Annotated in this window: 18 protein-coding genes and 1 pseudogene; 9 read left to right on the forward strand and 10 right to left on the reverse strand. The window is 72.2% G+C overall.

Annotated features, from left to right (window positions below; translation table 11 throughout):
* Nucleotides 1-129: 129 nt before the first annotated feature.
* On the forward strand, nucleotides 130-2,352 hold the full coding sequence (locus FHR33_RS10860; RefSeq protein WP_183645828.1) for a thiamine pyrophosphate-dependent enzyme: 2,223 nt from the start codon (nucleotides 130-132) through the stop codon (nucleotides 2,350-2,352).
* 39 nt (nucleotides 2,353-2,391) lie between these two features.
* On the opposite strand, the gene FHR33_RS10865 is transcribed toward FHR33_RS10860, so the two are convergent.
* From FHR33_RS10865 to FHR33_RS10875, 3 genes are read right to left on the reverse strand one after another with little or no spacing between them, the layout of a single operon-like run.
* The gene (locus tag FHR33_RS10865; RefSeq protein WP_183645829.1) at nucleotides 2,392-3,486 is read right to left on the reverse strand and encodes a magnesium and cobalt transport protein CorA; all 1,095 of its coding nucleotides are present in this window, start codon (nucleotides 3,484-3,486) and stop codon (nucleotides 2,392-2,394) included.
* A gap of 10 nt (nucleotides 3,487-3,496) precedes the next feature.
* A complete protein-coding gene (locus FHR33_RS10870; RefSeq protein ID WP_183645830.1) occupies nucleotides 3,497-3,970 on the reverse strand; it encodes a nuclear transport factor 2 family protein in 474 nt (157 codons plus the stop codon).
* Between the two features lie 15 nt (nucleotides 3,971-3,985).
* On the reverse strand, nucleotides 3,986-4,864 hold the full coding sequence (locus FHR33_RS10875) for an amidohydrolase family protein (protein ID WP_312895462.1): 879 nt from the start codon (nucleotides 4,862-4,864) through the stop codon (nucleotides 3,986-3,988).
* A gap of 33 nt (nucleotides 4,865-4,897) precedes the next feature.
* Between FHR33_RS10875 and FHR33_RS10880 the strand changes: the two genes are divergently transcribed.
* Together FHR33_RS10880 and FHR33_RS10885 are read left to right on the forward strand one after the other, a co-directional pair.
* Complete coding sequence (locus FHR33_RS10880; protein ID WP_183645831.1) at nucleotides 4,898-5,614, forward strand: M50 family metallopeptidase; 717 nt, start codon at nucleotides 4,898-4,900, stop codon at nucleotides 5,612-5,614.
* A 66-nt stretch (nucleotides 5,615-5,680) separates the two neighbouring features.
* The gene (locus FHR33_RS10885; RefSeq protein ID WP_183645832.1) at nucleotides 5,681-7,621 is read left to right on the forward strand and encodes a serine/threonine-protein kinase; all 1,941 of its coding nucleotides are present in this window, start codon (nucleotides 5,681-5,683) and stop codon (nucleotides 7,619-7,621) included.
* Here FHR33_RS10885 and FHR33_RS10890 read toward each other — a convergent pair.
* The 5 genes from FHR33_RS10890 to FHR33_RS10910 form a co-directional block, all read right to left on the reverse strand.
* Nucleotides 7,599-8,966 carry a winged helix DNA-binding domain-containing protein gene (locus tag FHR33_RS10890; RefSeq protein ID WP_183645833.1) on the reverse strand — a complete coding sequence of 456 codons (1,368 nt, stop codon included), beginning with the start codon at nucleotides 8,964-8,966 and terminating at the stop codon, nucleotides 7,599-7,601. The genes FHR33_RS10885 and FHR33_RS10890 overlap by 23 nt on opposite strands.
* 390 nt (nucleotides 8,967-9,356) lie before the next feature.
* Nucleotides 9,357-11,501: a transglutaminase TgpA family protein gene (locus FHR33_RS10895; RefSeq protein ID WP_183645834.1), complete on the reverse strand. Its 2,145-nt coding sequence runs from the start codon at nucleotides 11,499-11,501 to the stop codon at nucleotides 9,357-9,359.
* A gap of 254 nt (nucleotides 11,502-11,755) precedes the next feature.
* Nucleotides 11,756-12,829 carry a DUF58 domain-containing protein gene (locus FHR33_RS10900; RefSeq protein ID WP_183645835.1) on the reverse strand — a complete coding sequence of 358 codons (1,074 nt, stop codon included), beginning with the start codon at nucleotides 12,827-12,829 and terminating at the stop codon, nucleotides 11,756-11,758.
* Nucleotide 12,830: 1 nt separating this feature from the next.
* Entirely contained in the window at nucleotides 12,831-13,790 is a 960-nt protein-coding gene (locus FHR33_RS10905) for an AAA family ATPase (RefSeq protein ID WP_246451743.1), read from the reverse strand.
* 1 nt (nucleotide 13,791) lies between these two features.
* On the reverse strand, nucleotides 13,792-15,915 hold the full coding sequence (locus FHR33_RS10910; protein WP_183645836.1) for a fibronectin type III domain-containing protein: 2,124 nt from the start codon (nucleotides 15,913-15,915) through the stop codon (nucleotides 13,792-13,794).
* A gap of 130 nt (nucleotides 15,916-16,045) precedes the next feature.
* Between FHR33_RS10910 and FHR33_RS10915 the strand changes: the two genes are divergently transcribed.
* From FHR33_RS10915 to FHR33_RS10930, 5 genes are read left to right on the forward strand one after another with little or no spacing between them, the layout of a single operon-like run.
* Nucleotides 16,046-17,128 carry a hypothetical protein gene (locus FHR33_RS10915; RefSeq protein ID WP_246451745.1) on the forward strand — a complete coding sequence of 361 codons (1,083 nt, stop codon included), beginning with the start codon at nucleotides 16,046-16,048 and terminating at the stop codon, nucleotides 17,126-17,128.
* The gene (locus tag FHR33_RS50050; RefSeq protein WP_246451747.1) at nucleotides 17,065-17,247 is read left to right on the forward strand and encodes a hypothetical protein; all 183 of its coding nucleotides are present in this window, start codon (nucleotides 17,065-17,067) and stop codon (nucleotides 17,245-17,247) included. The genes FHR33_RS10915 and FHR33_RS50050 overlap by 64 nt, the downstream gene beginning before the upstream one ends.
* The gene (locus tag FHR33_RS50055) at nucleotides 17,244-18,446 is read left to right on the forward strand and encodes a hypothetical protein (protein ID WP_246451749.1); all 1,203 of its coding nucleotides are present in this window, start codon (nucleotides 17,244-17,246) and stop codon (nucleotides 18,444-18,446) included. The genes FHR33_RS50050 and FHR33_RS50055 overlap by 4 nt, the downstream gene beginning before the upstream one ends.
* Nucleotides 18,447-21,485, forward strand: a complete 3,039-nt coding sequence (locus FHR33_RS10925; RefSeq protein WP_183645837.1) for a coiled-coil domain-containing protein — start codon at nucleotides 18,447-18,449, stop codon at nucleotides 21,483-21,485.
* Between the two features lie 9 nt (nucleotides 21,486-21,494).
* The gene (locus tag FHR33_RS10930) at nucleotides 21,495-22,790 is read left to right on the forward strand and encodes a threonine/serine exporter family protein (RefSeq protein ID WP_183645838.1); all 1,296 of its coding nucleotides are present in this window, start codon (nucleotides 21,495-21,497) and stop codon (nucleotides 22,788-22,790) included.
* A 193-nt stretch (nucleotides 22,791-22,983) separates the two neighbouring features.
* On the opposite strand, the gene FHR33_RS50060 is transcribed toward FHR33_RS10930, so the two are convergent.
* Together FHR33_RS50060 and FHR33_RS50065 are read right to left on the reverse strand one after the other, a co-directional pair.
* The gene (locus tag FHR33_RS50060) at nucleotides 22,984-23,523 is read right to left on the reverse strand and encodes a citrate/2-methylcitrate synthase (RefSeq protein WP_312896002.1); all 540 of its coding nucleotides are present in this window, start codon (nucleotides 23,521-23,523) and stop codon (nucleotides 22,984-22,986) included.
* Nucleotides 23,477-24,361, reverse strand: a pseudogene (locus FHR33_RS50065) (helix-turn-helix transcriptional regulator); the annotation flags it as partial. The pseudogene FHR33_RS50065 and the gene FHR33_RS50060, both read right to left, overlap by 47 nt.
* A 55-nt stretch (nucleotides 24,362-24,416) precedes the next feature.
* On the opposite strand from FHR33_RS50065, the gene FHR33_RS10940 reads away from it, so the two are divergent.
* Nucleotides 24,417-25,640, forward strand: coding sequence for a LeuA family protein (locus FHR33_RS10940; protein ID WP_183645840.1), 1,224 nt, complete (start codon nucleotides 24,417-24,419; stop codon nucleotides 25,638-25,640).
* Nucleotides 25,641-25,642 lie beyond the last annotated feature (2 nt).

Below are 25,642 nucleotides of genomic sequence, written 5' to 3' on the forward strand. Positions count from 1 at the left end.
TAAAGTAGACGTTTAGGACAGGCAAAGAGTTTGAAATCCTGACAAACTGTCATTCAGATCTGTCAGACAAGAACTCTGTCCTCCCGGACCGGCAGACGCACGCGGTATCTGGGGGACATAATCGGGCTTGTGGCGCGCGACACTGTTGAGACTCACTTCACCGATGCGGTTGCGACGCTCAAGGCGGGCGCTCCCCGAGATCCGGCCCTGCCCATCAGGGAGGGCAGCACGCTGACCGGCGAGCGATGCCGTGAGCTGTACGACCGCCAGCAGGGCAGCCGGCTGCTCGACATCGCCGCCAGATGGCTGCGCGAGCAGAACGAGGGCTTCTACACCATCGGCTCGGCCGGCCACGAGGGCAACGCCGCGGTGGCCGCCGCCGTCCGGACCACCGATCCCGCCCTCCTTCACTACCGCTCGGGGGCCTTCTACCTGACTCGCTCCGTCATGGCGGGCCGCCTGCCCGAGCAAGGGCTGCGCGACGTGCTGCTGGGGCTGACCGCCTCGTCCGACGAGCCGATCGCGGGCGGCAGGCACAAGGTGTTCGGCCATCCAGACCTGGCGATCATCCCGCAGACCTCCACGATCGCCAGCCACCTGCCGCGCTCGGTGGGCGTCGCGCTGGCCATCGAGCGGGCCAGGGCGCTCGGCGTCGCCTCCGCCTGGCCGGGCGACGCGATCGCGGTGTGCAGCTTCGGCGACGCCTCGATCAACCACGCCAGCGCCCTGTCGGCCTTCAACACCGCTTCCTACGCCACCTACCAGGGCCAGCCGCTGCCGATCCTGTTCGTGTGCGAGGACAACGGCCTCGGCATCTCGGTCCGCACGCCCAAGGGCTGGGTGGAGGCGGCCGCGCGCCGTCCGGGCATCGAGTACATCCAGGCCGACGGCTGCGACCTGGCCGAGGTCCACGACGCGGCCGTCCGCGCCGCCGAGCACGTGCGCACCACGCGCTCGCCTGCCTTCCTGCACCTGAGCACCGTGCGGCTGATGGGCCACGCGGGCTCCGACGTCGAGTCCTCCTACCGCACCCAGCGCGAGATCCGCGCCGACTACGAGCGCGACCCGCTGCTGCGCACGGCCGCCCTGCTGGTCGAGGCGGGGCTGGCCACGCCCGAGGAGCTGCTCAGGCGCTACGAGGCCGAGCGCGAGCACCTGCTGCGGATGGCGCTGGAGGCCACCCGCGCGCCCAAGCTCACCTCCGCCCGCGAGATCATCGAGCCGCTCGCCCCGCGCAGGGCCGACATGATCGCCAAGATCAGCCCGGTCGCCGCCGAGCCCTCGGCGAGGGAGAAGGCCTTCGCAGGGCAGCTGCCCGAGAAGGAGGACAAGCCGCTCACGCTCTCCCAGGCGATCAACCGCACGCTGGCCGACGCGCTGGCCGTCTACCCGGAGATGATGGTCTTCGGCGAGGACGTCGCCAAGAAGGGCGGCGTCTACGGCGTGACGCGAGGGCTGCAGAAGCGCTTCGGCGCAGGGCGCGTCTTCGACACCCTCCTCGACGAGCAAGCCGTGCTCGGCCTGGCGCTCGGCACGGGCGTGTCCAGGATGCTGCCGGTGCCGGAGATCCAGTACCTCGCCTACCTGCACAACGCGCTCGACCAGATCCGCGGCGAGGCGGCGACGATGTCGTTCTTCTCCCGCGGCGCCTACCGCAACCCGATGGTGGTGCGCGTGGCGGGCTACGCCTACCAGAAGGGGTTCGGCGGCCACTTCCACAACGACAACTCCATCGCCGCGCTGCGCGACATCCCAGGCATCGTCATCGCCTCGCCGTCCAGGCCCGACGACGCCTCGGCGATGCTGCGCACGTGCCTGGCCGCCGCGCGCACCGAGGGCTCGGTGTGCGTGTTCATCGAGCCGATCGCGCTCTACAACACCCGCGACCTGTTCGACGAGGGCGACAGCGGGTGGCTCGCGCCGTACGCGCCGCCGACCAGGTGGGCCGAGACGCACGTGCCGATCGGCAGGGCGCGCGGTTACGGCGACGGCCGAGACCTGACGATCGTGACGTACGGCAACGGCCTGCGGATGAGCCTGCGGGCGGCGGTCAAGCTCACCCAGGACGGGGTGAGCTGCAGGGTCCTCGACCTGCGGTGGCTGGCGCCGCTGCCGATGGAGGACCTCATGCGGGCGGCCGAGCTGACCGGCAAGGTCCTGATCGCCGACGAGAGCAGGCGCACGGGCGGCGTCTCGGAGGGCATCGTGGCCGAGATGCTCGACGCGGGCTTCACCGGGCAGCTGGCCAGGGTCGCCTCGGCCGACAGCTTCATCCCGCTGGGCGAGGCAGCCAACCACGTGCTGCTGTCGGAGGTCGAGATCGAGCAGGCGGCGCGCAAGCTGCTCAGCTGATCGCTCGCGAGGCGGGTACGGCGGCGCGCCGTACCCGCCTCACAGCCAGTCGCGCCGTTTGAAGACCACGTAGAGGATGAGGCACACCGCCGCCATCAGCACGATCGCGAACGGGTAGCCGAAGGCCCAGTGGGTCTCGGGCATGTGGTCGAAGTTCATCCCGTAGATGGTGCCGACCAGCGTGGGCGCGAACAGGATGGCCGCCCACGCGGAGATCTTCTTGACCTCCTCGCTCTGCGCGTAGCTGGCCCTGGTCTGCTCCTGCGCCACGAGCGTCGAGTTGATCATGAGGATGTTCTGCAGCAGCTGGCGGAAGCCCGCCACCCGCTCGGAGACGGTGATCGCGTGGTCGGCGACGTCGCGCAGGTAGCTCTGCAGCTCCTCGTTGACGCCGTACTTGTGGGCGCCCGCGATGAAGCCGTCGATCATCGGCAGCAGCGGGCTGGTCGCCCTCTGAAACTCGATGACCTCGCCGAACAGTTCGTAGACGCGGCGGGAGACCGTGGGATCGCCGCCGAAGACCTGCACCTCGATCTCCTCGATGTCCTTCTGCAGCCCCGCCACGACGGGGGCGTAGCCGTCGACCACGGCGTCGAGGATGGCGTAGAGGACGGCCTGCGGCCCCTGACGCAGCAGGTCGGGGTCCGACTCCATGCGCCTGCGCACCGCGGCCAGGTCGGGCGACTCGGCGTGCCGTACGGTCACCACGAAGTTGTTGCCGACGAAGGCGTGCACCTCGCCGAAGGCGACCTCCTCGACGTCGTCGAGGTAGGTGGCGGCGCGCAGCACCACGAAGAGCATCTCGCCGTATCGGTCGGCCTTGGGGCGCTGGTGACCGACGATGGCGTCTTCGAGCGCCAGCTCGTGCAGGCCGAACTCGCCCGCCAGCTTGGCCAGCTCCCAGTCCTTCGGTCGGTAGAGGCCGATCCAGGCCATGCTGCCGGGAGTGTTCTTGAGGCTGTCGAAGGCGTCGGCGAGGGAGGCGGGCGTGCCGATGCGGTGCCCGTCGAGGTAGAGGGCGTTGTCGATGACGGTGGGGCGGTAGGGAGGGGCCTCCTCGCCCTTGGGGTCCATCGAGTGCTCGGGCGCCGGTTCACGCCCGCCGCTGCGCAGGAAGCCCTTCATCCGTGCCATGGGGGCCCTCCTACGACAGCTGGAACTCGGTGAGCGCCTGCTGGGCCCGGTCTCTGATGGTCTTGCGGAACATCGGGGTCCACCCGAGCAGCAACCCCGCCGGTCTGCCCAGCGCCATTCTGGACCACTGGCGGAAGTCGAAGTCGTCATGGTGGCGCACGATCAGCCCGTCGTCGAAGCGGAAGAACGCCTCCACCTCGTTGACCACCTCGCGGCCCGTGCTGGTGAAGGTGTAGCGGGCCGTCCAGCTGGCGCTGCCGGTGAAGTCGTCGGCGGTGATAGCCCGGTAGGTCACGTCGGTGCCGTCGCCTCTGGACAGCATCAGCCGCCACATGGCCATCACCTTGTCGCGGCCCTCCAGCTCCTGGAAGACCGGGTCACCGAAGCTGACGTCAGGGTGGTAGCAACGCTCCATGGCGTCGGTGTCGCTCTTGCTGAACGCCTCGAAGAAGGTGGTGAGCAAGGCCACATGCCGGTCGTTCATGACATCCCCCTCTGATCAGATCATGCGTATCGCATTCTCCCAGCACACGGCGCGCAACCAGTCACCACCCAGGCCGAGTCCTTCCAGGCCGTCGAGCTGGTGGGCGTAGGCGTGCGGGATGGTGGGGAAGTCGCTGCCGAGCACCACCTTCCCAGCGAGACCGAGCTCACGCAGCCTCGGGCTGAGCCGTTGGGGGAAGGGCATGCCGCGCTCGGCGAAGGAGGTGAAGGCCATCGTGGTGTCCAGGGCGACGCGCTCGTGGCGTTCGGCCAGGTCGAAGAAGTCCTCGTACTCGGGCATCCCCAGGTGCGCGATCACCATGCACAGGCGGGGGTGGCGGCGCATGACCTCGCTGACCGGCTGGACGCCGACGCAGCCGCCCGGCACGGGCACCGAGCTGGCGTGCACCACGACGGGGGTGCCCGCCTCGGCGAGCAGGCCCCAGACCGGGTCGAGCTCGGGGAGCCTGGGGTCGAAGGCGCCGACCTGGAGGTGGATCTTGAAGATCCTGACGCCGTCGTCGAGCGCCTGCCGCACGTAGGTGAGCACGCCGGGCTCGGGGAAGAAGGTCGCCGACGGCAGGCACTCGGGCACCTTGCGGGCGAAGTCGAGGGTCCAGGCGTTGAGGTCGGCGGCCATGCCGGGCCTGTGGGCGTAGGCCAGGGCGGGGAAGGCGCGCAGGCCCATCCCGGTCAGCAGCGCGACGCGCTCCTCCACCGGCTGCCGGTAGCGGATCTGCCAGCCCTGCCCCATGAGCGGGCCGCCGTTGTCGAAGTGGTGCCACACCCTGCGCTCCATCCGCTCGGGCAGGAAGTGGACGTGCAGGTCGACAAGTCCCGGCAGCCCCAGCGCCTGCCACCAGCCGGGCACGGCAGAATCTTGTTCTATGGCCACAGTCGCGACCTTACCTGGATAGGGTCATGCGTGATGGACAAGCTATGGGCCCACCTGGTCGAGGCTCAGCCACCCCCCGAGCTGTGGCTCGTGGCGCTCTCGGCCCTGGCCGCCTTCGTGATCGTCGCCTACCGCACGTCGTGGCAGCTGACCAGAGGCCTGGTCACCATCGCCCACGAGGGTGGTCACGCGCTGGTGGCGCTGCTCAGCCGCCGCCGGCTGCAGGGCATCCGCCTGCACTCCGACACCTCGGGCGTGACGCTCACCAGAGGCAGGCCCACGGGCCCCGGCATGGTCTTCACCGCGCTCGCCGGCTACGTGGCCCCCTCACTGCTGGGCCTGGCCGGCGCGTGGCTGACCGCCCAGGGGCGGGTCACCCTGCTGGTGTGGAGCGTGCTGCTGTTCCTGGTCTGCATGCTGCTGCTGATCCGCAACCTGTACGGCGCGCTGATCCTGCTGGCGACGGGCGGGGCGGTGTTCGCCCTGTCGATGTACGCCCCCGACGACGTCCAGATGGTCGTGGCGCAGGTCGCGGTGTGGTTCCTGCTGTTCGGCGGGGTCAGGCCCATTCTCGAGCTGAGGCGCAAGCGGCGCAGGGGCCAGGCGCCCGACTCCGACGCCGACCAGCTCGCCAGGCTGACCTTCCTGCCCGGCGGCTTCTACGTCCTGTTCTTCCTGGTGGTCGCGGCGGCCTCGGTGGTCGGCGGCGCGTGGCTCATGCTGCCTGCGGCGGTCCTGCCCTCGCTCTGATGTCACTACGCCCCATCAAGCACCGCAAACCCCACTAAACTCGCCCGGGGAACAGGGGGAGGCGGCGTGCGTTCAGGGGAGGACGCCCCGGGCTACCGGGTGCTCGACACGGCGGGCCAGGGCGGGTTCGGCGTGGTCTACAAGGCCTACCAGGAGCGCCTCGACCGGGTCGTGGCGCTCAAGGTCCTGACCGTCGACAGGGTCGACCAGCGGACCATGCGCAGGTTCCAGCGCGAGTTGCAGCTCACGGGGCGGCTGACCGGGCATCCGAACGTGGTCACCGTCTTCGACACGGGCACGACGCGGGCGGGCAAGCCGTACATCGCCATGGAGTTCTTCGAGAACGGCTCGCTGCGCGACAGGGTGCGCGCGCAGGGGCCGCTGCCGCTGGCCGACGTGCTGCGCACCGGCGTGAAGCTGGCCGCCGCCCTGGCGGCGGTGCACGAGGCGGGGGTGCTGCACGGCGACATCAAGCCGCAGAACATCCTCGTCTCCCGGTACGGCGAGCCTGCGATCGCCGACTTCGGCGTCGCGAGGGTGGTCGACTCGTCCGAGATGTCGGTGACGTCGCAGGCCTTCACCCCCTTGCACGCGGCGCCCGAGGTGGTCAGCGGACAGCCGCACAGCGTCGCGTCGGACGTCTACTCGCTCGGGTCCACGCTCTACCATCTGCTGGCCGGGCAGCCGGCCTTCCACTCGCCGACCGACCCTTCGATCGCGCCGCTGATGTTCAGGGTGCTCAGCAGTGAGCCGCCGCCCATCAACAGGCCGGACGTGCCGTCGATCGCGACGGAGGCGATCCTGCGGGCGATGGCCAAGACGCCGGGCGAGCGGTACGAGTCGGCGTGGGCGTTCGCGAGGCGGCTGAGGGAGGTGCAGGAGGCGCTCGGGCTGCCGGTCACGGACCTGGTGTCCGCCGAGCCCGCGCCCGCCACCGTGGCGGAGGCGCCCCCTCCTGCCCGCACCTCCCCTTACGCGCCCCCTTCGGACGCCTCCCCCTACGCGCCTCCTTCGCATGGCGGCCCGCCCTACGCGCCGCCCTCCCAGGACGGCTCCCCTTACGCGCCTCCCCACCAGAACAGCTCCCCTTACGCACCGCCCACGCATGCGGGTTCGCCCTACGGGCCTGTCGCGGCTTCGCCCTTCGCTCCCTCTGACGGATCGCCGTTCGCCCCCGGTTCGGGTCCCGTCACCGCGTCACCAGGTCCCGCCTTCGGCGCAGGACAGCCGACGACCCCCTCCCCCGTCTCCCCATCCTCCGCGAACTCTCTCGCCTCCCCGGCTTTCCCTGCCTCCCCGAGCTCCGTCGGCTTCCCCCCGGACCTCGGCGCCATGGGCACCGCAGGCTCGATAGGCACCGCAGGCTCGATGGGCACCGCAGGCTCCGGCACCGCAGGCTCGATGGGCACCGTGAGCGATGCAGGTTCCGCAGCCTTTGGAGGCTCCCTGGGCGTGGGCGGCTCCCCGGGTGGCGTGGGTGCGACGCAGGCTGAGGGGAGGCATGCCTCGACGACGCCCGTCGAGACGCGTGGGTCGCGGGTGCGGGGCAACGTGGTGATCGGCGCGTCAGTCGTGGCCGTGGCCGTGGCCGTCGCGGGAACGGTCCTCGCCTTCGTCCTTCCCGGACAGAACCAGCAGCCTCAGCCCACAGCCCAGGCCTCCAAGCGGCCGCAGTCGGCCTCGACCAAGCCCGCCGAGATCAGCAAGGCGGCTCTGGCCGCGCTGGCGCCCCGAAGGCTACGGGTGGTCTCCGACAAGGGGGCCGCGGTCACGGTCCAGTGGACGCTGCCCGCGAAGACCCGCCGCTACCCGCTGGTCCTGCAGCGCGAGCCCGCCGACGGCCAGCAGCTCATGACGATGGAGGCGGGCGCCACCTCTGCCAGGGTGCTGGGCCTCGACCCGGACACCGGCTACTGCTTCCTGGTGGGCGCGGCGCTGGAGATCAGCCAGAAGAGCACGGTCGCCTGGTCGAAGCCGCACTGCATCAGAGGCGCGGTGAGCCGCTGAGGAAGGCCCGGACATCAGCCACCTCCTCCGCCCACCCCCGAGCGTCGCCGCCCGGAGAGTCGCCGCCCCGGGAGCCGCCGCCCCTAGAGCCGCCGCCCCTGGAGCCCGTCTCCCCGAGAGCCCGCGAACCGCCGTCAGACTGCTCCCGCCCCTGTGGGTCGATCTCCCCGAGCTTCCCACGTCGACTCGAGACGTCCTCCCCGCGCTCTTCCTGCCCATCTTCCTCTCCACGGAAGTCGCCCCCGCCGAGCTCCGCCTTCCCACGGCGATCGTCCGGGCCTTCCGACCGCCCACGACGGTCGATCTTCCCGAGCCCTTCCGCCACACGCAGGTCGTTCTCCGCGCGTTTCACCGGCCCATGCGGGCCGATCTCCCCGTGACGCTCACGCCCATGCGACTCGCCGTTCCCCAGGCTCTCCCGCTCAGGCGCCTCGCTCTCCTCGAAGGGGCTGAGGGTCACCGTCTCGCCCTTGCGTGACCAGGTGCCTCTGATCACGCCGTCGACCAGCATGACCGGGCGGAGGATGCCGCCTCCGGGAAACACCTCGCGCCTGTGCCGCTCGTCGAGGATCGGCGTACGGTCCGCCCACCCCATCAGGTACTCGTCGAAGGCGGGCGCCAGCCGTACCCCGCCCGGCTCGGAGGCATCGTCCACGGCAGAGGGGGCGGCCAGCCGGAAGGCGGTGCGGGCGGTGCCCACGGGCAGCCCCGACCAGGCGGACAGGTCCTCGGGGGTGGCGGGAGCGTGGGCGCGCAGGTAGCGGACGGCCAGCTCCGCCAGCGCCCTGTCACGGTCGGGCTCGAAGGAGATCGGCGCGCCCAGCCAGTCGGCCGCGTGGACGTAGGTCGGCTTCCCGCCCTTGAGCGGCCCCAGGACGGCGAGGCCGTGGAAGGCGGCGAGTGCCACGAGGTGGACGACGCCCTGGCCCTTTGCTCGACCCGCGAGCCGTTCCTCGAGTTGGGCCTTGGTGAGCGGGCCCTGTCCCGCGAGGGCGCGGTCGATCAGGTGCGGCAGGTCGTCGCCCGTGACACCTTCCTGGGCGAGCCTGCGCAGGGTGCCGGTGTCGTTGCGAGTGAGGGCGAGCAGCCACGGCAGATCGTCGCGGTGCACGAAGTGGAGGGTTCCGCGCGGGCCCCACGCCCTGACGATCTCGCGGGAGCGCCAGGCGTCCTCGATCTGCGCGACGGTGAGGGTGGCGGATCTGGCGCGGAAGGCGAGCAGCGCGGAGGGCACGTCCTGCGCCTGGACGGCCAGCAGGTGGCGCACCATCTCCCCTGGGCCGAGCCCCGGCGGCCGGTGGAGGAGCTGGGCGGTCATGCGGGCGCTGCGCGTCTGGTTCGGCACAGCCGGGAGCCTACTGCCCGTCCCTCCCCGGCCATCGCCCCGGTCACCAACCGCTCCGATCCGGACCTCTCGAAGAACCCGAACAGCGGACGCGCTCTCAAAGGACCCGAACATCGGAAGAGAAAAGGGACTGGAACAACCGGACGGGACGCGGATCGAGGGGCCCGGGTTCACGGGGTGCGGGGCCCACCGGGTGCGGGACCCACCGGGTGCGGGATCCACCGGGTGCGGGGTTCTTGTGTTGAGGCGGTGGCCAGGCGAGTGCGGGGGCCCGGGATCGAGGGGGCCAGGGATCGAGGGGGTGCGGTGTCGAGGGGGCCCGGGATCGAGGGGGCCAGGGATCGAGGGGGTGCGGTGTCGAGGGGGTGCGGTGTCGAGGGGGTGCGGGGTTCAGGGGCGGATGAGGGTCTTCGGGTTGAGGCGGTGGGTCAGGCGGGTGCGGAGGGGGGTGGTTCGGCGGGTGTGGGCGCGGATGGCGTCGCTGTAGCGCCAGGCCTCGGAGGCGGCGTGCGGCGGGAGGGTGTCCGGGGCGTAGCGGACGTGGTTGGCGAGGGCGGCGAGCGGCTGCAGCTCTTCGACGGCTGGGTGCCTTGCCACAATCTCGGAGGCGGTGAGTGAGTGCTTACCGACCACGCCGAGGTCCTGGCAGGCCTGGTGCCAGGCGCCCATGACCCGTCGCGCGTCAGGAGTGGCCCCGCGCCGCGAGCGGCGGCGCCACCACGGCAGCACCAGCGCGAGCAGGAGGTAGGCGGCCACGACAACGGGGGCGATCACCCACCAGTGCGACGTGCTCTCGGCCACCGGCACGGGCTTGCCCTTGGGTGCGGGCTCCTTGGCCTTGGAGGCGCCGCTCTGGCCGAACTCCCCCTCCAGCTTCTCGCTCTCCTCGATCGCCGAGGAGACGACGTCGTGGTCGTCCTTCGCGCCGCTCTTGCCCGGTGTGGGGTAGAACGGCCGCCATCCCAGCTTGTCGAACTTGATCTCCGCCCACGCCATGACGTCGCCCGAGCGCACGTGGTAGACGCCGTCCTTCGCCTGCCCTGGCCGGAAGCCCACGACGACCCTGGCGGGCAGTCCGAGCGTGCGGGCCATGAGCGCGAAGGACGAGGCGAACTGCTCGGAGGTGCCCCGGTAGGTGGTGTCGAGGAAGAACTCCAGCGCCTTGAGCGAGTGCCCGGGGGGCGCGGTGATGTCGTACTTGGCGGTGGTGCGCAGGAAGTTCTGCAGCCGGTAGGCCTGCCTGATCGGCACGTCGGCTCCGCGCGTGGCGTCCTGGGCCAGCTTCCTGAACAGCTTCTCCTGCGGGCCTGCGGGGAACGCCGTCAGGCCGGGGTCGGCCACCGGCACGGCGTGCAGCAGCTCGTCCTTCGTGGGGGCGGCCACCTCGGAGGTCACCTGATAGGTGAAGCCCTTCCCCGTCGCCGCCGAGGTCAGCAGCGCCCCGCTCTCGGGATCGGCGGCCAGCCCCCGCGCGCCCTTCACCTCCACGGGACGGTCGGCGGCGGGCAGCCAGGTGCCGGGCAGCCCCTGGAAGGTGACCGTCTGCCGCACGGTCGTGGTGGCGCCGGTCCAGGCGTCCGACGGCACCCTGCCGCCGGTCGGCTGGAAGCGGCCGCTGGAGGTCCAGCGCACGCCGTCGTAACGGTCGAGGACGGCCAGCCGCCAGTTGAGCGGTTTGTCGGCTTTCACGGTGAACAGCGGCCTGTCGGGGATCTGCAGCCAGGCCGAGACCCTGTCGAGCGGGCTGACGCTGTCGACTCTGACCGGCGGCGGCAGCTCGGCGTCCCTTCTCGGGTCGTACGGCTCCCGCGCCATCGGCAGCACCGGCCCGAGCAGCGCGGCGGCCAGCGTCACGACGCCGATCGCGGGCAGCACGGGCAGCAGCCACAGGGCGGGCCTGTCCTCGCGCAGCACCAGCAGAAGGCCGACCATGACGAGGAGCGCCGCGGACGTGGCCAGGTTGGAGCCCTCGCCGTCGACGCCGAGCACGAGCGCGACGCCGTACACGAGGAGGGCGGGCAGCGCGGGCGCGATCCTCAGCCGGGTACGGGTGAGGGTCTCGGCGCCGGTGACGGCGGCGAGCCAGACCAGCGTGTGCGTCAGGATCAGCAGCCGGGGCTCGGCGGGCGCGGGCAGCAGGGTGGTGAGCAGAGCCTGCCAGGAGTTGGTGAGATCACTCGCGAAGGCGAGGGTGAAGGCGCCGTAGAGCGGGACGGCCGCCGCGAGCCAGAGGACGACGTCCAGGACTAGCGCGAGCCACAGCGGCCTGTTCCTGGTCAGCGCGGCGACGACGGCGGGGACGAGGGCGGCGGGGACCACGACGGTCAGCAGTTCGGCGGCGGGGAAGACGCGGTGGAAGCCCCATCCGGCGGTCGCGGCGAGCGCCGCCACGACGGCAGGCCCGGCGATCCGCCGCCACAGCGCGACCTCGGCGACGCGCGCGCCGTCCCGCCGGCCGCGCCGCCTCGAGGCGGTTCCCCGAGCGCGCCTGGAGGAGGACCCAGGGGACGTGGGGGGCGGCGCCGCGGCGGGCACGACGGAAGGCCCTGAGGGCGGCGCTGCGGCAGGCGCACCCCCAGACCCCCAGGCCGCCCCCGAGGCAGACGCGAGTGAGGGACCCGAGGGCGATGCGAGTGAAGGACCCGAGAAAGACGCGGGCGAGTGACCCGGGGGAGACACGGGCGAAGGACCCGAGAAAGACGCAGGCGGAGGACCCGAGAAAGACACGGGCGGAGGACCCGAGGGAGACGCGGGCGGGGGGCCCTGAGGCGGCGGGGGCGGTGGGGCGGTCATCGGGTGGTCCAGACGTACGACAGGGCGTCGAGGTCGCCCAGGCGGAGCGTGACGACCCCCGGCACGCTGACCTCGGCCGAGCCGGTGAACACGCAGATCACCCTGTCGAACCTCTTCCTGACGGCCGCGGCCCTCGCGGCCTCGGCAGGGTCGGCGGTGACCAGGACGAGGGAGCCGCCGCCCCGCGCCAGCCGTACCGCCTCGCGCGCGTCGCCCGCCCGCACCAGGGCGAGGCGGTCGAGAACCAGCTCGGCGTCGGACTTGGTCTCGGCCAGCACGCCCTCGCCGGTGATGAGCCGCACGGGGAAGCCCGCGCGAGCGGCGGCCAGCGCGACGGAGGCGGCGGCGTCCACGGACAGCTCGGTCAGGTCGCGGGTGTCGAGGACGACGGTGGTGGTGGGCAGGCTGGCGTCGATGAGCTGGCGGACCATGAGGGTGCCCGTGCGGGCGCTGGAGCGCCAGTGGACGTGGCGCAGGTCGTCGCCGACGACGTACTCGCGCAGGGTGTGGAAGGTGACCGTACCGCTGGGCGCGTTGTCGCTGGTCGGGCCCTCCAGATGGTGGGCGCGTCCGGAAGGGGGGACGGGCAGCGCGACCGTGCGGGGCCGCACCAGGAGGGTGACGGCCTCGCCGTACTCGCGGACCCTGCGGGTGAGGCCGAGCGGGTCGGCGCGGATCAGCAGCAGCGGGCCGACGGGGATCTCGCCGCGCTCGTCCGTGGGCAGCGGGTAGGAGACGGTCCTGAGCGCGCGCCTGGGCAGGCGCGGCAGGTCCACGGTCTGCTCGCCCGCGCCGAACCTGTCGCGCGCCCGCAGCCCCGACAGCGCCCAGCCGCCCAGGTTGCGCACCTGAAGGACGGCCACCGCGGCGTCGCCGCGCGGCACCTTCAGCGGCGTCACCTCCCGCCGCACCTCCAGCTTGGGCCTGGGCGCGGTCCACGCCAGCGCGCAGGCCAGCGCCAGCAGCCCGCCGCTGGCCAGGACGGCGGGCTCGGGATAGCCGAGGACGTACGCCACGGCGTAGAGGACGAGCGACCCTGCGAGGGTGCCCCAGCCCAGCGGGGTCAGCATGTCAGGCCGCCTGGGGTACCGGCATTCCGGCCATGACCTCGCCCAGCACGTCGGCGGCGGTGCGCTGGCGCAGCTCGGCCTCGGGGGTGAGGATGAGCCGGTGCGCGATCACCGGGACCGCCAGGGCCTTGACGTCCTCGGGCACCACGTAGTGGCGGCCGGTGGAGGCTGCCCTGACCCTGCTGGCGCGCAGCAGCGCGAGGCTGGCGCGCGGGCTGGCGCCCAGGCGCAGGTTGGGGTTGGTCCTGGTGGAGGCGACCAGCGCGACGATGTAGTCGTAGACGGGGTCGGCGACGTGGATCTGACCGGCGAAGTCGATCATCGCGGCGACGTCGGAGGCGCGGGCCACCTGCGGCAGCCTGTCGACCTGGGGCCCGGCCTTGAGGATCTCGACCTCCGAGTAGTGGTCGGGGTAGCCGACGGAGATCTTCATGAGGAAGCGGTCGAGCTGCGCCTCCGGCAGCGGATAGGTGCCGTCCATGTCGACGGGGTTCTGGGTGGCGACCACCATGAACGGCCTGGGCACGGGGTGCGGCTCGGCGTCGACGGTGACGCGGCGCTCCTCCATGACCTCCAGGAGCGCCGACTGCGTCTTGGGCGAGGCGCGGTTGATCTCGTCGGCCAGGACGATGTTGGCGAAGACCGGTCCCTGGTGGAACTCGAACTTCTGGTGCGCCTGGTTGAAGATCGACACGCCGGTGATGTCGCTGGGCAGCAGGTCGGGGGTGAACTGGATGCGCCGCCATTCGGCGTCGACGCTGGCGGCGACGGAGCGGGCGAGCGTGGTCTTGCCGGTGCCCGGCACGTCCTCCATGAGCAGGTGCCCCTCGGAGAACAGGCAGACCAGGGCCAGCTCGACGGCTTCGCGCTTGCCTCGGATGGCGCGCTCGATGTTGCCCGCCATCAGCTGGAAGCGCTGCGCGAACTGCCCTGCCATGGCCGCGGTGTCCGGGTAGCTCAACTCAGTTCTCGCATTCGTAGAGACCGTCGGCGGCCAGCCCGCTTCCAGGGATGGCCATCAGCGTGTCGCTGATGTAGGCGGTGCCGCCGTTCCACTCGATCCGGTTCCAGACGTCGGTGGTCTCCCCCGTCTCGTCCTCGGTCACGGACTTGCCCCTGGTCTGGCAGATCACCGTGATCGAGATGTACTGGCCCTGTGGGATCTCGCCGACCTTGCACCCACCCTGGGGACCGCACTGGATCAGTGAATCCGTCTTGTTGTTGTTGGCGTTCTGGTAGGCCTTCTTGGGATAGGCGAGGTCGACGCTGGTGGTGGCGGTCGTCTGGCTCTCCCCTGCCGCGTTCTTCGCCTTCAGCGTGAACTCGTGCTTGGCCGCGTTCTTCAGACCCTCGGCGCTGAACGAGGTGCCCTGGATGGCGTCGTTGGTGGCCGCGCCGGACAGCGCGTAGGTGACGCCCTGTCCCGCGGCGTTCTCCGGCGCGCCCCACGACAGGTCGGCGCCCTTGTTCTTGGCCTTGGCCTGGAAGTTGGTCGGCGCCCCCGGCGCGACGCACGGCATGCCCGACGCGCTCGACTGCGACTCCACCTCGCCGCCCTCCCAGTGCGCGACGACGGTGAAGGAGACGTCGGCGCACTGGTCGGAGGTGTACTCGAACTGGAAGGGCCCCTCGGGACCCACCGACTCGGGGGTGACCTTGCCGGCGCCCGACGCCTTGAGCGTGTACTTCTCGACCTTGCCGCCCGTCGAAGGGCTGAACATCACGTCGACCTTGCCTGGACCCGACTTCGCCGACACCGAACCTGGCGCGCCGGGAGCCGTGGGAGACGGGGTCGGCGTCGGGGTTCGCGACGGGGTCGGCGTGGGGGTGGGGGTCTCCGAGGGCGTGGGCTTGTTCTGCGGGGACCTGGTGGGCTCCGCCTCCACCGTCCTCGTGGGCTCCTCCGCGTTCTCCGTGGGGTCGGGGTCGAGGTCGGGCGCGGTGCTGCTGGGCACCGTCTTCGGGGTGGGACGCGGCTTGGGCGTGCGGGTGGGGCCCGGCACGTCGGTGTCGTCCTTGTCGACGGCGTGCCTGCGGCCCTCGGGGTCGATCACGACGGCCTTGTCACCGTTCTCGTCGTTGGCCCACAGCAGGCCGTCCTTGACGAACACCTCGATCGGGCCCGGCCGCTCGGCCACCTGCATGCGCACGGGGTCGCCGCCCGCCGCGGTGTCCCAGACGATCATCGCGCCGGTGCGCTGGTCGGGGACGTAGACCTTGGTGCCGAGCACCTGCGGCACGCCCGCGTCCGTCACGGCGAGCTTGGTGGTGAGGACGGCGTTGGACATGGTGTCGATCACCACGAGCAGGCCGTGCCGTCCCGGCGTCAGGATCGGGACCAGCGAGCCCTCCGTCGAGGCCGGCGTCAGTACGCCGCCCTCCGCGGCCTGGGCGACCTCCTTGGGGAGCGTGATCTCGCCCGCTCCGCCGTCCGCGCCGATGACGACGGTGGAGGCGGCGCGGGTGTTGGTGATCACCGGCAGGCCGCCCGCGATGGTGACGGAGAGCTCCTCGCCCGCCTCGCCGGCCTTGACCGCCCGCTCCTTCACCCCCGCCCTGATGGGCACGGCCTCGCCCGTCGCGGTCACCGGCACCCACAGCCTGCCGCCGCCGTCGATGCGCGCCGAGCCGAGCGGGCCCGGCAGGTCGAGCGGCGCGCCGACGGAGTTGAGCGTGACGGGGTCGATCCGCTGGACCGAACCCTCGGGGTCGACGGCGTAGGCGGTGGAACCGCTGACGACCAGCTGGAGGCCGGCGGCGCCGAAGTTCCTGGTCTGGGAGACGGTCAGCTGGCTCGGCTCGATCCTGCTGACGAAGCCGGTGCTGTCGTCGACGAGCAGCACGTTGGAGCCGTCCTGGACGACCTTCATCGGCCGGCCCCGCTTGTCGTTCAGGTAGCCGTCGACCTCGCCCGACAACCCGTTGACGTGGACGACCTTGCCTCTGGCCTTGGTCCACAGCCATGCGCCCACGTCGGCCAGCTTCGGATTGGCGCTCGAGACGCCCACGCCGAACACGGCTGCCGCGACCGCCAGGACCGCGACCACCCCGCCCGCGACCAGCGCGGTGATCTTATCCCCACGCACAGCAACTCCACCCGTATGCGCTTATGTCCCCCTTTTAACGGGGCTCACCTTAGCGTGCTCGCGTAGCCGGTGGCAGGACTCCCGCGATGTAGGTCCAAGACTGTCGGGGCCAGGCCCTACCTTAGAGCGCGTGTCCGAACAGCCTCTGACCCTCGACGCCGCCCTCTCGGAGGAGGCGGTGCTGTCGACCTACCGCAGGATGTTCGCGGCCCTGGCCCGCGACAGCGGCGCGGTCGTCGACGATCCCGCCATGGTCGACATCGCCGAGACCCTCTTCGCCGCGTTCGCGGAGGCGGGTGAGGAGTGGCTGACGCACGAGCAGATGCGTTTCGCCTGCCGCGCCTACCCCTCCGACCAGTTCGACAACAGGCTGCGCGTGCTCAAGGGGCTCGGGGCCGTGCGCGAGGTGTTCCCCAAGCCGAACCAGCTGCGCTACCGCGCCTCCTTCACCAGCGTGGTCGGGCTGATGTTCATCAGGCGGATGATGGACGACGGCGGGCAGTCGGAGATGCACAGGCTGCTCGCGCTCGAAGACCTCAACGTCGCCGATCCGCGCACCACGATGGAGCAGGCCAGGCAGAGCGCGGTCAACCTGGCCAGGGCGTTCAGGCTGTGGGCGCTCGAGCTGATCACGCTCACCACCGGCACCATCGAGGAGCTGCGCGAGCAGGCGCCCAAGCTGTGGGGTACCGAGGAGATCGCCCGTCGCGCGCAGAACCTTCACGGCACGATCCTGACCCGCTGGCCCGAGCTCGACAGGGTCTGCACCGACCTGCGCGCGGCCATCTACGCCTACAGCGACGCCTCGCGCCGCGCCGCGGGGCGGCTGGCCGACTCCGCGGGCACGACGCGCAACCTGACGCTCCTGCCCTCCGAGACCTGGCGCACCTTCGCGCAGACGGCCTCGAAGGAGCGGCTGGCCGCCGTCCTCGACGGGTTCGTCTTCGACGCTCCCGCGCCGTGGCACGACCCGGCCGCGATCGTGCGCGCCGTCGACGAGAGCCCGAGGGCCCCGCGCCCGCCCAGCCCACCCCGCCGCGCTCCGACCTGCCCGATCCAGGCCCCGCCGACTCCCTCGACCGCTCGCCGGGCGCGGCCGTCGAGCGGCTGGCCGAGCTGGCCGAGTCCGCGCTGGGCGGGGCCGACAGGGTGGCGCTGTCCGACCTGCTCGCCTCCGACTGGCCCGCCGCCCGCCGCCTGCTGGCCGACCTGACGAGCGTCGACCTGCGTCCCGAGCTGCCCTACCGGCTGACCTGGTCCGACGAACTCTCCGTCGACCCCTCGCACGAGCCCGCCTGGCTGTCGCACGGTTTCCTGGAGCGCACCTCATGACCGCCGCCCACGCCCACGCCGCGGCCAGGGCCGCGGGCCCGCTGCCACTCGCCGAGGGGGCCGCGACCCCTGCGGGCATGGTACGGCTGGCGGGGCTGGCCGTCCCCGTGTGGCCTGACGGGGTGACGCCGTCCCTGCTCGAGGAGTACCAGGTCAGCCCGCCGCCGGTGGAACGGTCCGGCGAGACCAGACGCGTGCTGGCCGCCTGCCTGAAGTGCTGCTGGAGCGACCTGTCGGCCGACCCATGGCCGGGGGCGACCGCGCCGGTGGAGCGCGTGCTCGACACCTACAGGGCGCTGATCGGGCGCACCGACGACGTGATGCGCAACTGGGCGGTGGGGGCGCTGCGCCGCCTGCACGACTCGGCGTGGGTGGTGATGGCCGACGGGTTCGTCAGGCTGGGGCCCAGGTGCGCCACCTGGCCCGTGGAGTCCTACGGGCAGCTGAAGGAGCTGATGCGCCGCCTGCCCGAGCCCGAGCGAGGAGAGCTGACCGTCCTGCGCGACGCCGACCTCGTCGAGGCGGCGGGCCCCGACGACCAGAGCCTGGCGCAGCCACACGCCGGGCGGATCGACGGCGCGCGGGCCGAGTTCGACGACCTGCTCGACGCCTTCGACGAACGGCGCAGAGCCGAGGTGGTGGCGGCCTTCATGGCGCTGGAGTTCGCCGCCGAGCCCGTCCAGGAGTCGCGCTTCGCCGCGCTCAGGGATCCCGCGCCGCGCCGCGTGCTGGCCGAGATGCTGGCCAGGCGCGGGCGCACGCTGATCCAGCAGCGCGAGCGGTGGACCTCGGGCTATGACGACGCCGTGGCCGCGAAGACGGGCACGGCGCTCGGCGAGAGCGAGCGGGCGGTGCTGACGCTGGTGCTGATCCACTCGGTGGCGATCCCGCGCGCGGAGGGGCTGCTGCCCGAGGACAGCTGGCTCTCGCCGCACGCCACCCCTGTCGACGAGCTGCGCCGCCACACCCAGCTGCCGATCGGCGAGCTGGAGGCGGCGCTCAGGGTGCTGCGTCACGCGGGGCTGCTCGCGCAGGTGAAGGCGGGCGAGGAGGCGGGCGGCTACGTGCCGGGACCGCAGTTCCACCGCCTGACGCAGGCGGCGCGGCGGCGCCTGCAGGAAGAGCTGATCCTCGCCGCGGGGCCGCACACGCCTCTCGCGGCGGCCGTACGAGCACAGCGGAAGACGGGGGACGAGTAAGTGGCTCTGACGGAGAACGTCGTCGGCGATCGGGTGCTGATCGCCGTGCAGGCGGTCAACATCTCACGGTTGTCCACCCATCCGGTGCCGACCGTGCCCGGCACGCTGATCGTCGTGGCCGGGGCGGGGCCGAAAGACTCCAACGGCGCGGGCAAGTCGTCGTTCATCGCCTCGATCACCGCGTTGCTCGGCGACGAGCAGTGGCGCTTCGCCTCGGGCGCCAAGGCGGTCTCCGAGCTGCTGTTCAACGCCGAGCTGGCCAGCGGCGCCGGCGGCCGCCAGTGGGCCAGCGCCGACCACGGCTACATCGTGGGCGTCTTCGGGCCCTCGGGCCGCGACGGCTACGACACCCCCGAAGGGAGCGAGCCTCACGGCGCCGAACCGCCGGCCGACGGCGAGGCGCTCTTCCCCGAGCCCGACGCCTCCGACGGGCCGGTCACCGTGTGGCTGCGCGTCAACCAGGAGGCGCCGCACCTGGAGATCCGCTGGCGCGAGGGCGTCCATCTGGCCGCCGCGAGCTCCGAGGCCGAGCGGGTCGCCAGGGCCGACGAGGTGTGGGCCTCGCTGCCGAAGTCGGCGGGCCGCCGCGACGTGGTCGCCCGCGACCTCACCAAGGTCCTGTACGGCGACCGCGTCCGCTGCGTGTCGTTCCTGTCCACCTCGGTGCGCAGCAAGGTGGCCACCAACCTGCTGTCGCAGCCGCTCAACGAGATCTCCCCCGAGCGGGTCTTCGAGGCGATCGCCGCGCTGACGGGCCTCGACGCCGAGCTGGAGCAGGAGCGTGAGGCCAGGCGCGACGAGCACGCCAGGCGCGTCAGGGCCGCCCACGCGGGCGAGCGGCTGAAGGAGTTTGAGGCTGAGTCGAGCGCCCTGCTGGCCACCTTCGACCGCCGCGACCAGGCCAGGGTCAGGCTGGCCGAGGCGCTGAGGTGCTGGAGGGGCCGACAGGCGCGCAGGCTGGCCGACGCGGCCGAGCGCGACGAGGCGTTCGCCGCCCAGCTCGAGGCGCTGGAGTCGGCGCAGGAGAGCGCGGCCGAGGCGATCGCGATGGTCAAGGCCGAGATCGCCACGCTCAAGGACGACACCCTCGACCGCATGGTGGTCGAGGCTCGCAAGGAGCTGGCCGTCCTGCAGTCGAGGGCGGCCAAGCTCGACGCCGACCGCGCGGTCGCCGAGAACTCCGCCGACGAGCTGCGCGGCCTGATCCCGTCGCTGGAGGAGACGCGGCGCCTTGCCGACGGGCGCGACGTGCCCACCGCCGAGCGTGAGCTGGCCGCGGCGCGGGTGGAGCTGAACGAGGCGCTCAAGGCGCTGGGCGTGGCCGACCGCGAGGTGGCCTCGGCGCAGGCGGCGCTCGACGACGCCGAGGGCGGCCCCGCCGCCGCCCAGCTCACCGCCCTCGCCGCCGCGGGGGTGAGCGCGACGGGCCTGCTCGACTCCCTCGACGTGGCCGAGCAGGCGCGCGACCACACGCGCGCCTCGGCCCTCGACGAACTGCGCGGATGGCCGACCGAGCACGCCGTCATCGTCGACGCCGCCCACCTCGCCGCGGCGGCCGAGGCCCTGAAGAGCCTGCCGGGTTCGGTCCTGGTCAGCTCGGCGGGCGTCAGCGTGGTCGGCGCGTTCGACGGCGTCGCCACCGGCAGGGAGGCCCGCATCAAGGCCGCCGAGCAGCGTCTCAACAGGGCACGAGACGTCCAGGAGGAGGCCGCCCAGGTCGTGGGCGCCTGCGAGGAGCGGGTGGCGACCGCCCAGCGGAGGCTGGAGGGCGCCAAGGCGGGCGTCCAGCTCGACGGGATCGAGCGCCGCCTGGCCGAGCGGCGGGCCAGGCTCGCCGAGCTGACCGGCGCGCTGGAGGAGCTGACCCCCGCGGTCGCCGCGGCCGAGCAGCAGGCGGGCTCGCTCGACTTCAGGGCCCGCACCCGCGACCTCGAGATCGAACGGATGGAGGGCCGCAGGGGCAGGCACGAGTCCGAGCGCGCCCAGGCGCGCGACCAGGCGGCCAGGGTCAAGGCCGAGCGCGAAGGGCTGCGGCTGGAGGAGCTGGGCCGAGACTGGGGCGGCAGCGTCGAGGGCGCGAGGGAGTGGATCGCGGCGCTGCCAGAGGAGGAGCGGCCGCGCTCGGCCGAGGAGTGGTGGCGGGTCGCCGAACGCCATCTCGACAGCGCCTTCCGCGACACCTTCCCCGGTGACGACGAGGAGGAGGTGCCCGAGGAGCTGCGCTTCCTGATGAGCGAGCGCACCGGGCGCTCCAGCAGGGAGCAGGCGACGTTCGCGGCGGTGTGCGGGTCGCTGGCCTCCTACCTGCGCGGGCAGGAGGAGTACGAGAAGCACCAGCGCCGCCAGATCGAGTCGCAGATCGTGACGCGGCAGCGCGACCTGTCGGCCGCGGAGAAGGGCGCCGAGGAGGCCGCCCAGTCGACCGCGGTGCACAGGGCGGCGCTGACGGCGGCGATCAAGTCGCGTCTGACGCGGGTGGCGGAGGAGTTCGAGAAGCTCGACACCTCCTACGGGGGCTACGGCGCGACGCTGGAGTTCCCCGTGCCCCCCGCGCCCGCCGACCCCGAGCAGCGCTGGCAGTGGCGGGTCACGCCGAAGTGGCGGCGCGGCGAGGGACAGGGCTTCGTGCCGTACAACCGCAGGGCCAACACCGCGCTCATGGACGAGAAGGCGGTCAAGCTGGTCTGCGCGGCGGCGATCGCGTCGTCGGGCGGCGGCCACCTGTGCCTGGTCCTCGACGAGCTCGGGCGCAACCTGGGCAAGGAGCATCGCAGGGAGGCGGTGGCGCTGTTCCGCAGGATCGGCGAGACGTACGGCATCACGGTGATCGGTGCGCTGCAGGACGACATGGAGCCCTACGCGATCGACGCCTGCGGACAGTACATCAAGCTGCGGCGCAGCTCCGACGCCATGGCCTACAACGAGCCTCCGGTGATCGTGGGTCACGACCAGCACGCCGGAAGGGTCCGCGCCCTGGCCGCGTACGTGGGCAGGGGCGAGTCGCCCCTACCTGATCAAAGCTCTGATCAGGGGGTATGACGCCGTGCGATGACATTCACCGCTTCGGATGCCGAGGGGCATCGAGCCATGGCGCTGGCGTTGCGGGTCGGAGAGCTCCTGCTCGGCAGCGGCGAGGCGACCGAGAACGTCGGCGGCGCCATGCGCAGGATCCTCGAGGCGTACGGCATGCGCCACGTCGAGGCGGACGTCAACCTGTCGGCCATCACGCTGTCGCACGTGCCCGACGACGGCAGGCCCGCCACGACGGCCGAGCGGCGGGTGCGCAGGCGGCATCCCGACTACGACCGGCTGATCGCGGTCCACTACCTGGTCGGCGAGGTCGCCGCGCGTGAGCTGCCGCTCGGCGAGACCGAGGAGCGGCTGCGCAGGATCACCAGGCGGGTGCGGGTCTATCCGGACTGGGCGGTGGTGACCGCGCTCGCGCTGATCTCGGCGTCGGCGGCGGTGCTGATCGGCGGCGGGCTCACCGTGGCGGCGGCGGCGTTCGTCGCGACCGTGCTGGGCGACAGGGCAGGAGCGTGGCTGGGGCGCAGGGGGGTGGCGGAGTTCTTCCAGCTCGCCGTGGCCGCCATGTTCGGCTCGCTGGTCGCGGTCCTGCTCATCGCGATGCGCGTGCCCGTCGAGGCGTCCGCGGTGGTGGTCGGCGCGGTGGTCGCGCTGCTGCCGGGCCGTCCGCTGGTGGCGTGCGTCCAGGACGGCATCGCGGGCGAGTACGTCACGGCGACCGCGAGGCTGACCGAGGTGGTGTTCATCGTGGCCGCGGTGATCGCGGGGATCGGCGCCACGCTGGCCGTCGCGGTCCGGCTGGGCGTGCCCATCACGGTGGAGAGCGTGCCGTCCGCGCCGCTGACCCTCGCGCCGCCGCAGCTGGCGGGGGCGCTGGGGCTGAGCCTGACGTTCGCCGTGGCGCTGCTCGTGCCGCCGCGCTATCTGCTGCCCGGCGCGCTGGGCGGCGGGCTGATCTGGCTGACGTTCGTGTGGCTGGCCAGGCACGGCGTGCCGCTGATCGGCGCGACGGCGATCGCCGCCGCGGTGGTCGGCCTGCTCGGCACCGCGTACGCGCGCAGGGTGCGGGTCCCCTCGGCCGTCTTCGTGATCCCGGCGATCGGCCCGCTGCTGCCGGGCAGCGCGCTGTACCGCGGCATGCTGGAGCTGAGCCTGGACAACGTCTCCGCGGGCGCGCTGCACCTGATCGAGGCGCTGTCGATCGCCGTCGGCATCGGCGCCGGAGTGATCATGGGAGCGGAGATCCTGCGCGCCTTCCGCGGGCGAGGCCTGGCCCGCAGGATCAGGCCCGCCGCCCGCCGCACCCGCGGCTACTAGCGACGCCGAGGCACATCTTCACGCTGCCCTCAGCAGCGGCGCTCCTCCATGCCCCGCGCCGCCGCCTCGAGCGAGGCCTGCCCGACCAGAAACTCCGCTGTCACCCCGACCCCCAAGTCGATCTTGCGGCACGACCCTGGCGGGCGCTCACGCGCCGCCGGGCGACCGGCGGGTGAACATCCGGTGGCGGCCGTCAGCGTGGGGGCGGGCCGATGTAGGAGGCGCGCGGACGCAGCAGCGTCCCCTTGGCGTACTCCTCCATCGCGTGGGCCAGCCAGCCAGCCGTCCTGGCCACGGCGAAGATCGCCTCTCCCGCGCCTGGGACCATTCCGGACAGGGAGGTGAGGGTGGCCAGCGCGAAGTCGATGTTCGGGTCGGGCAGCCTGCGGCGGCGCAGCTCCTTCCTCACGGCCTGCGCCACGTCCAGCGCGGGATGACCGGGGGCGGCGTGGGTGAGGATCTCGAACAGGACGGTGGCCCTGGAGTCGCCGTTCTTGTAGACGCTGTGGCCGAAGCCGGGGATGCGTTCGCCGCGCCGTACCCGCTCGGTGATCACGCGGGAGGCGTGGGAGGGCTCGGCGACCTCGGCCAGCAGCCGTTCGGCGCCGTAGGAGGCGCCCCCGTGAAGGGGGGCCGCCGAGGACGCCGAGGGCGGTGAGGACGACGGCGTAGGGATCGGCCTTGGCGGAGGCGGCGACCCGCGCTGCCAGGGTGGAGGCGGCCAGCTCGTGATCGGCGAGCAGGACCAGCGCCGCCTGGAGGGCGGACAGGAGAGCGGGTTCGGGTGCGCGAGGCGTCAACCGCCCCCACAACCGCGCCGCGATCGACCCACCCGAGGGCCGCCCACCGCCTGACCCCCCGGGCGCCCCTCCACCGCCCGATGTCCCTCCACCGCCCGATGTCCCTCCACCGCTCGGTGACCCTCCACCAGGGAGAGGTTCGTCGGATGCCGCGGCGCTCCCCACGGCCGAGATCTCCTGAGCGCCTCGGCCGGGCCGCGTGGCCGGGGCGTCCACGGTGGGCTGAGCGGGGAGGGCGTCGACCAGGCCCGCGATCAGGCGGCGGCCCGTCGCCGCGACGGAGGCGGGGTCGAGCTGGTAGCGCAGCGAGTCGGTGGCGCCGAGCACCGTGGTGATCACCTGGAACCGGTCGAGCGGCAGCAACCCCTCCGGCAGACCCCTCTGCGCCTCTGCCGCCGCGCGGATCCCCTGCGGGTCGCCCTGCCACGGCGGCAGCGCGTCCTCCTCCTCGACGTCCCACAGCCACGCGGCCACCGCCTCGAAGGGGATCCTCCTGGCGAGGTCGAGCGCGTCGATCCCCCTGTAGTACGGCCTGTCGACTCCCAGCGCGGTGATCGCCGACTCGATGACCAGCTCGGGGGGCGGGTTGCGCGGCCGCCCCCGCCTGGCCAGCTGCTCGACCTCCGCCGCGTCGAAGAAGCTGCGCCTCCCGTCCTCGCCGTGCCTGCGGCGCAGCACTCCCCTGCTCACGTACGCGTAGAGCGTGGCGGGCTTCACGCCGAGCCGTTCGGCCGCCGTGGCCGCGTCGATCCACTCCACCGCACCCTCCATATGTTGACGAAAATCAATATTGATACACGTCGAGTGATGATGTCAACGTGGACACATGCCACAGATTCACTTCCTCGACGTGACCAACAGGGACGGCGTGCAGACCGCCCGCACCGGCCTGTCCAAATTCGGCAAGACCATGGTCAACTTCTACCTGGGCAGGCTCGGCGTGGCCCAGTCGGAGATCGGCTTCCCCTTCCTCTTCCACGAGGTTCCCTACGTCAGGGCCCAGGTCGCGTTGGCGGAGGCGGGGGCGATGAGAGAGCTGCGGCTGAGCGGATGGTGCAGGGGCGTGCCGGGCGATGTGGAGAAGGCGGTGCCGCTCGGGCTGAGGCACTACAACCTGTCCATCTCCACCTCCGACTACATGATCCAGAACAAGTTCAGGGGCAGGCTGGACCGCGCCGCGATCATCAGGGAGATGACCGCCGCGGTGGCGGTGGCGAAGGACGCGGGCGCGGAGACGATCGGGGTCAACGCCGAGGACGGCTCGCGCACCGACGACGGCTTCCTGCTGGAGTTCGCGCTGGCGGCCAAGGAGGCGGGGGCCGACAGGGTGCGCTACTGCGACACGATCGGCGGCGACACCCCCGACAGGATCCGCGAACGCTTCGCCAAGCTGGCCGCCGCCACGGCCATGCCGATCGAGACCCACTGCCACAACGACCTGGGCATGGCGGTGGCCAACTCGGTTTCGGGCGCGCTCGGCGATCTGGAGGCGGGGCAGGACGCCTGGATCAACACCTGCGTCAACGGCATCGGCGAGCGTTCGGGAAACGCGGACCTGCTCTCGACGATCCTGGCCTTCCGCCACGGCTTCGGGTTGAGCGCCGAGATCGGCGACGCGCTCGACCTGTCGTGGGCGCGCAGGTTCGCGTTGTGGGCGAGCTACGCCTTCGGGCAGGCGCTGCCGTACAACCAGGTGGGGGTGGGGGTGAACGCGTTCGCGCACGAGTCGGGCATCCACGCCGACGGCGCGCTGAAGGACCACGGCAACTACGAGCTCTACGACGAGAGCACGCTCGGCCCCTTCCCCTCCGACTGGCACGCGCGCAGGGGGCGCGTCGTGCTGACCGGGGAGTACGGCGGGAAGGCCGGGTTCAGGCACGTCATGGACGGGCTCGAGGCCGAGCCGGCCGACGAGGAGCTGGCCTTCCAGCTCGTCCAGCTGTGCAACGCGATGACCGGCAGGCCGCTCACCGACGACGAGCTGCGGCTGATCGCCGCCTACCCGCGCGAGCTGGCGCTGATGTTCCCCGGCCAGCTCGGCGAGGGCTGACG

Source organism: Nonomuraea dietziae, from assembly GCF_014195505.1.
Classification (GTDB): domain Bacteria; phylum Actinomycetota; class Actinomycetes; order Streptosporangiales; family Streptosporangiaceae; genus Nonomuraea; species Nonomuraea roseola.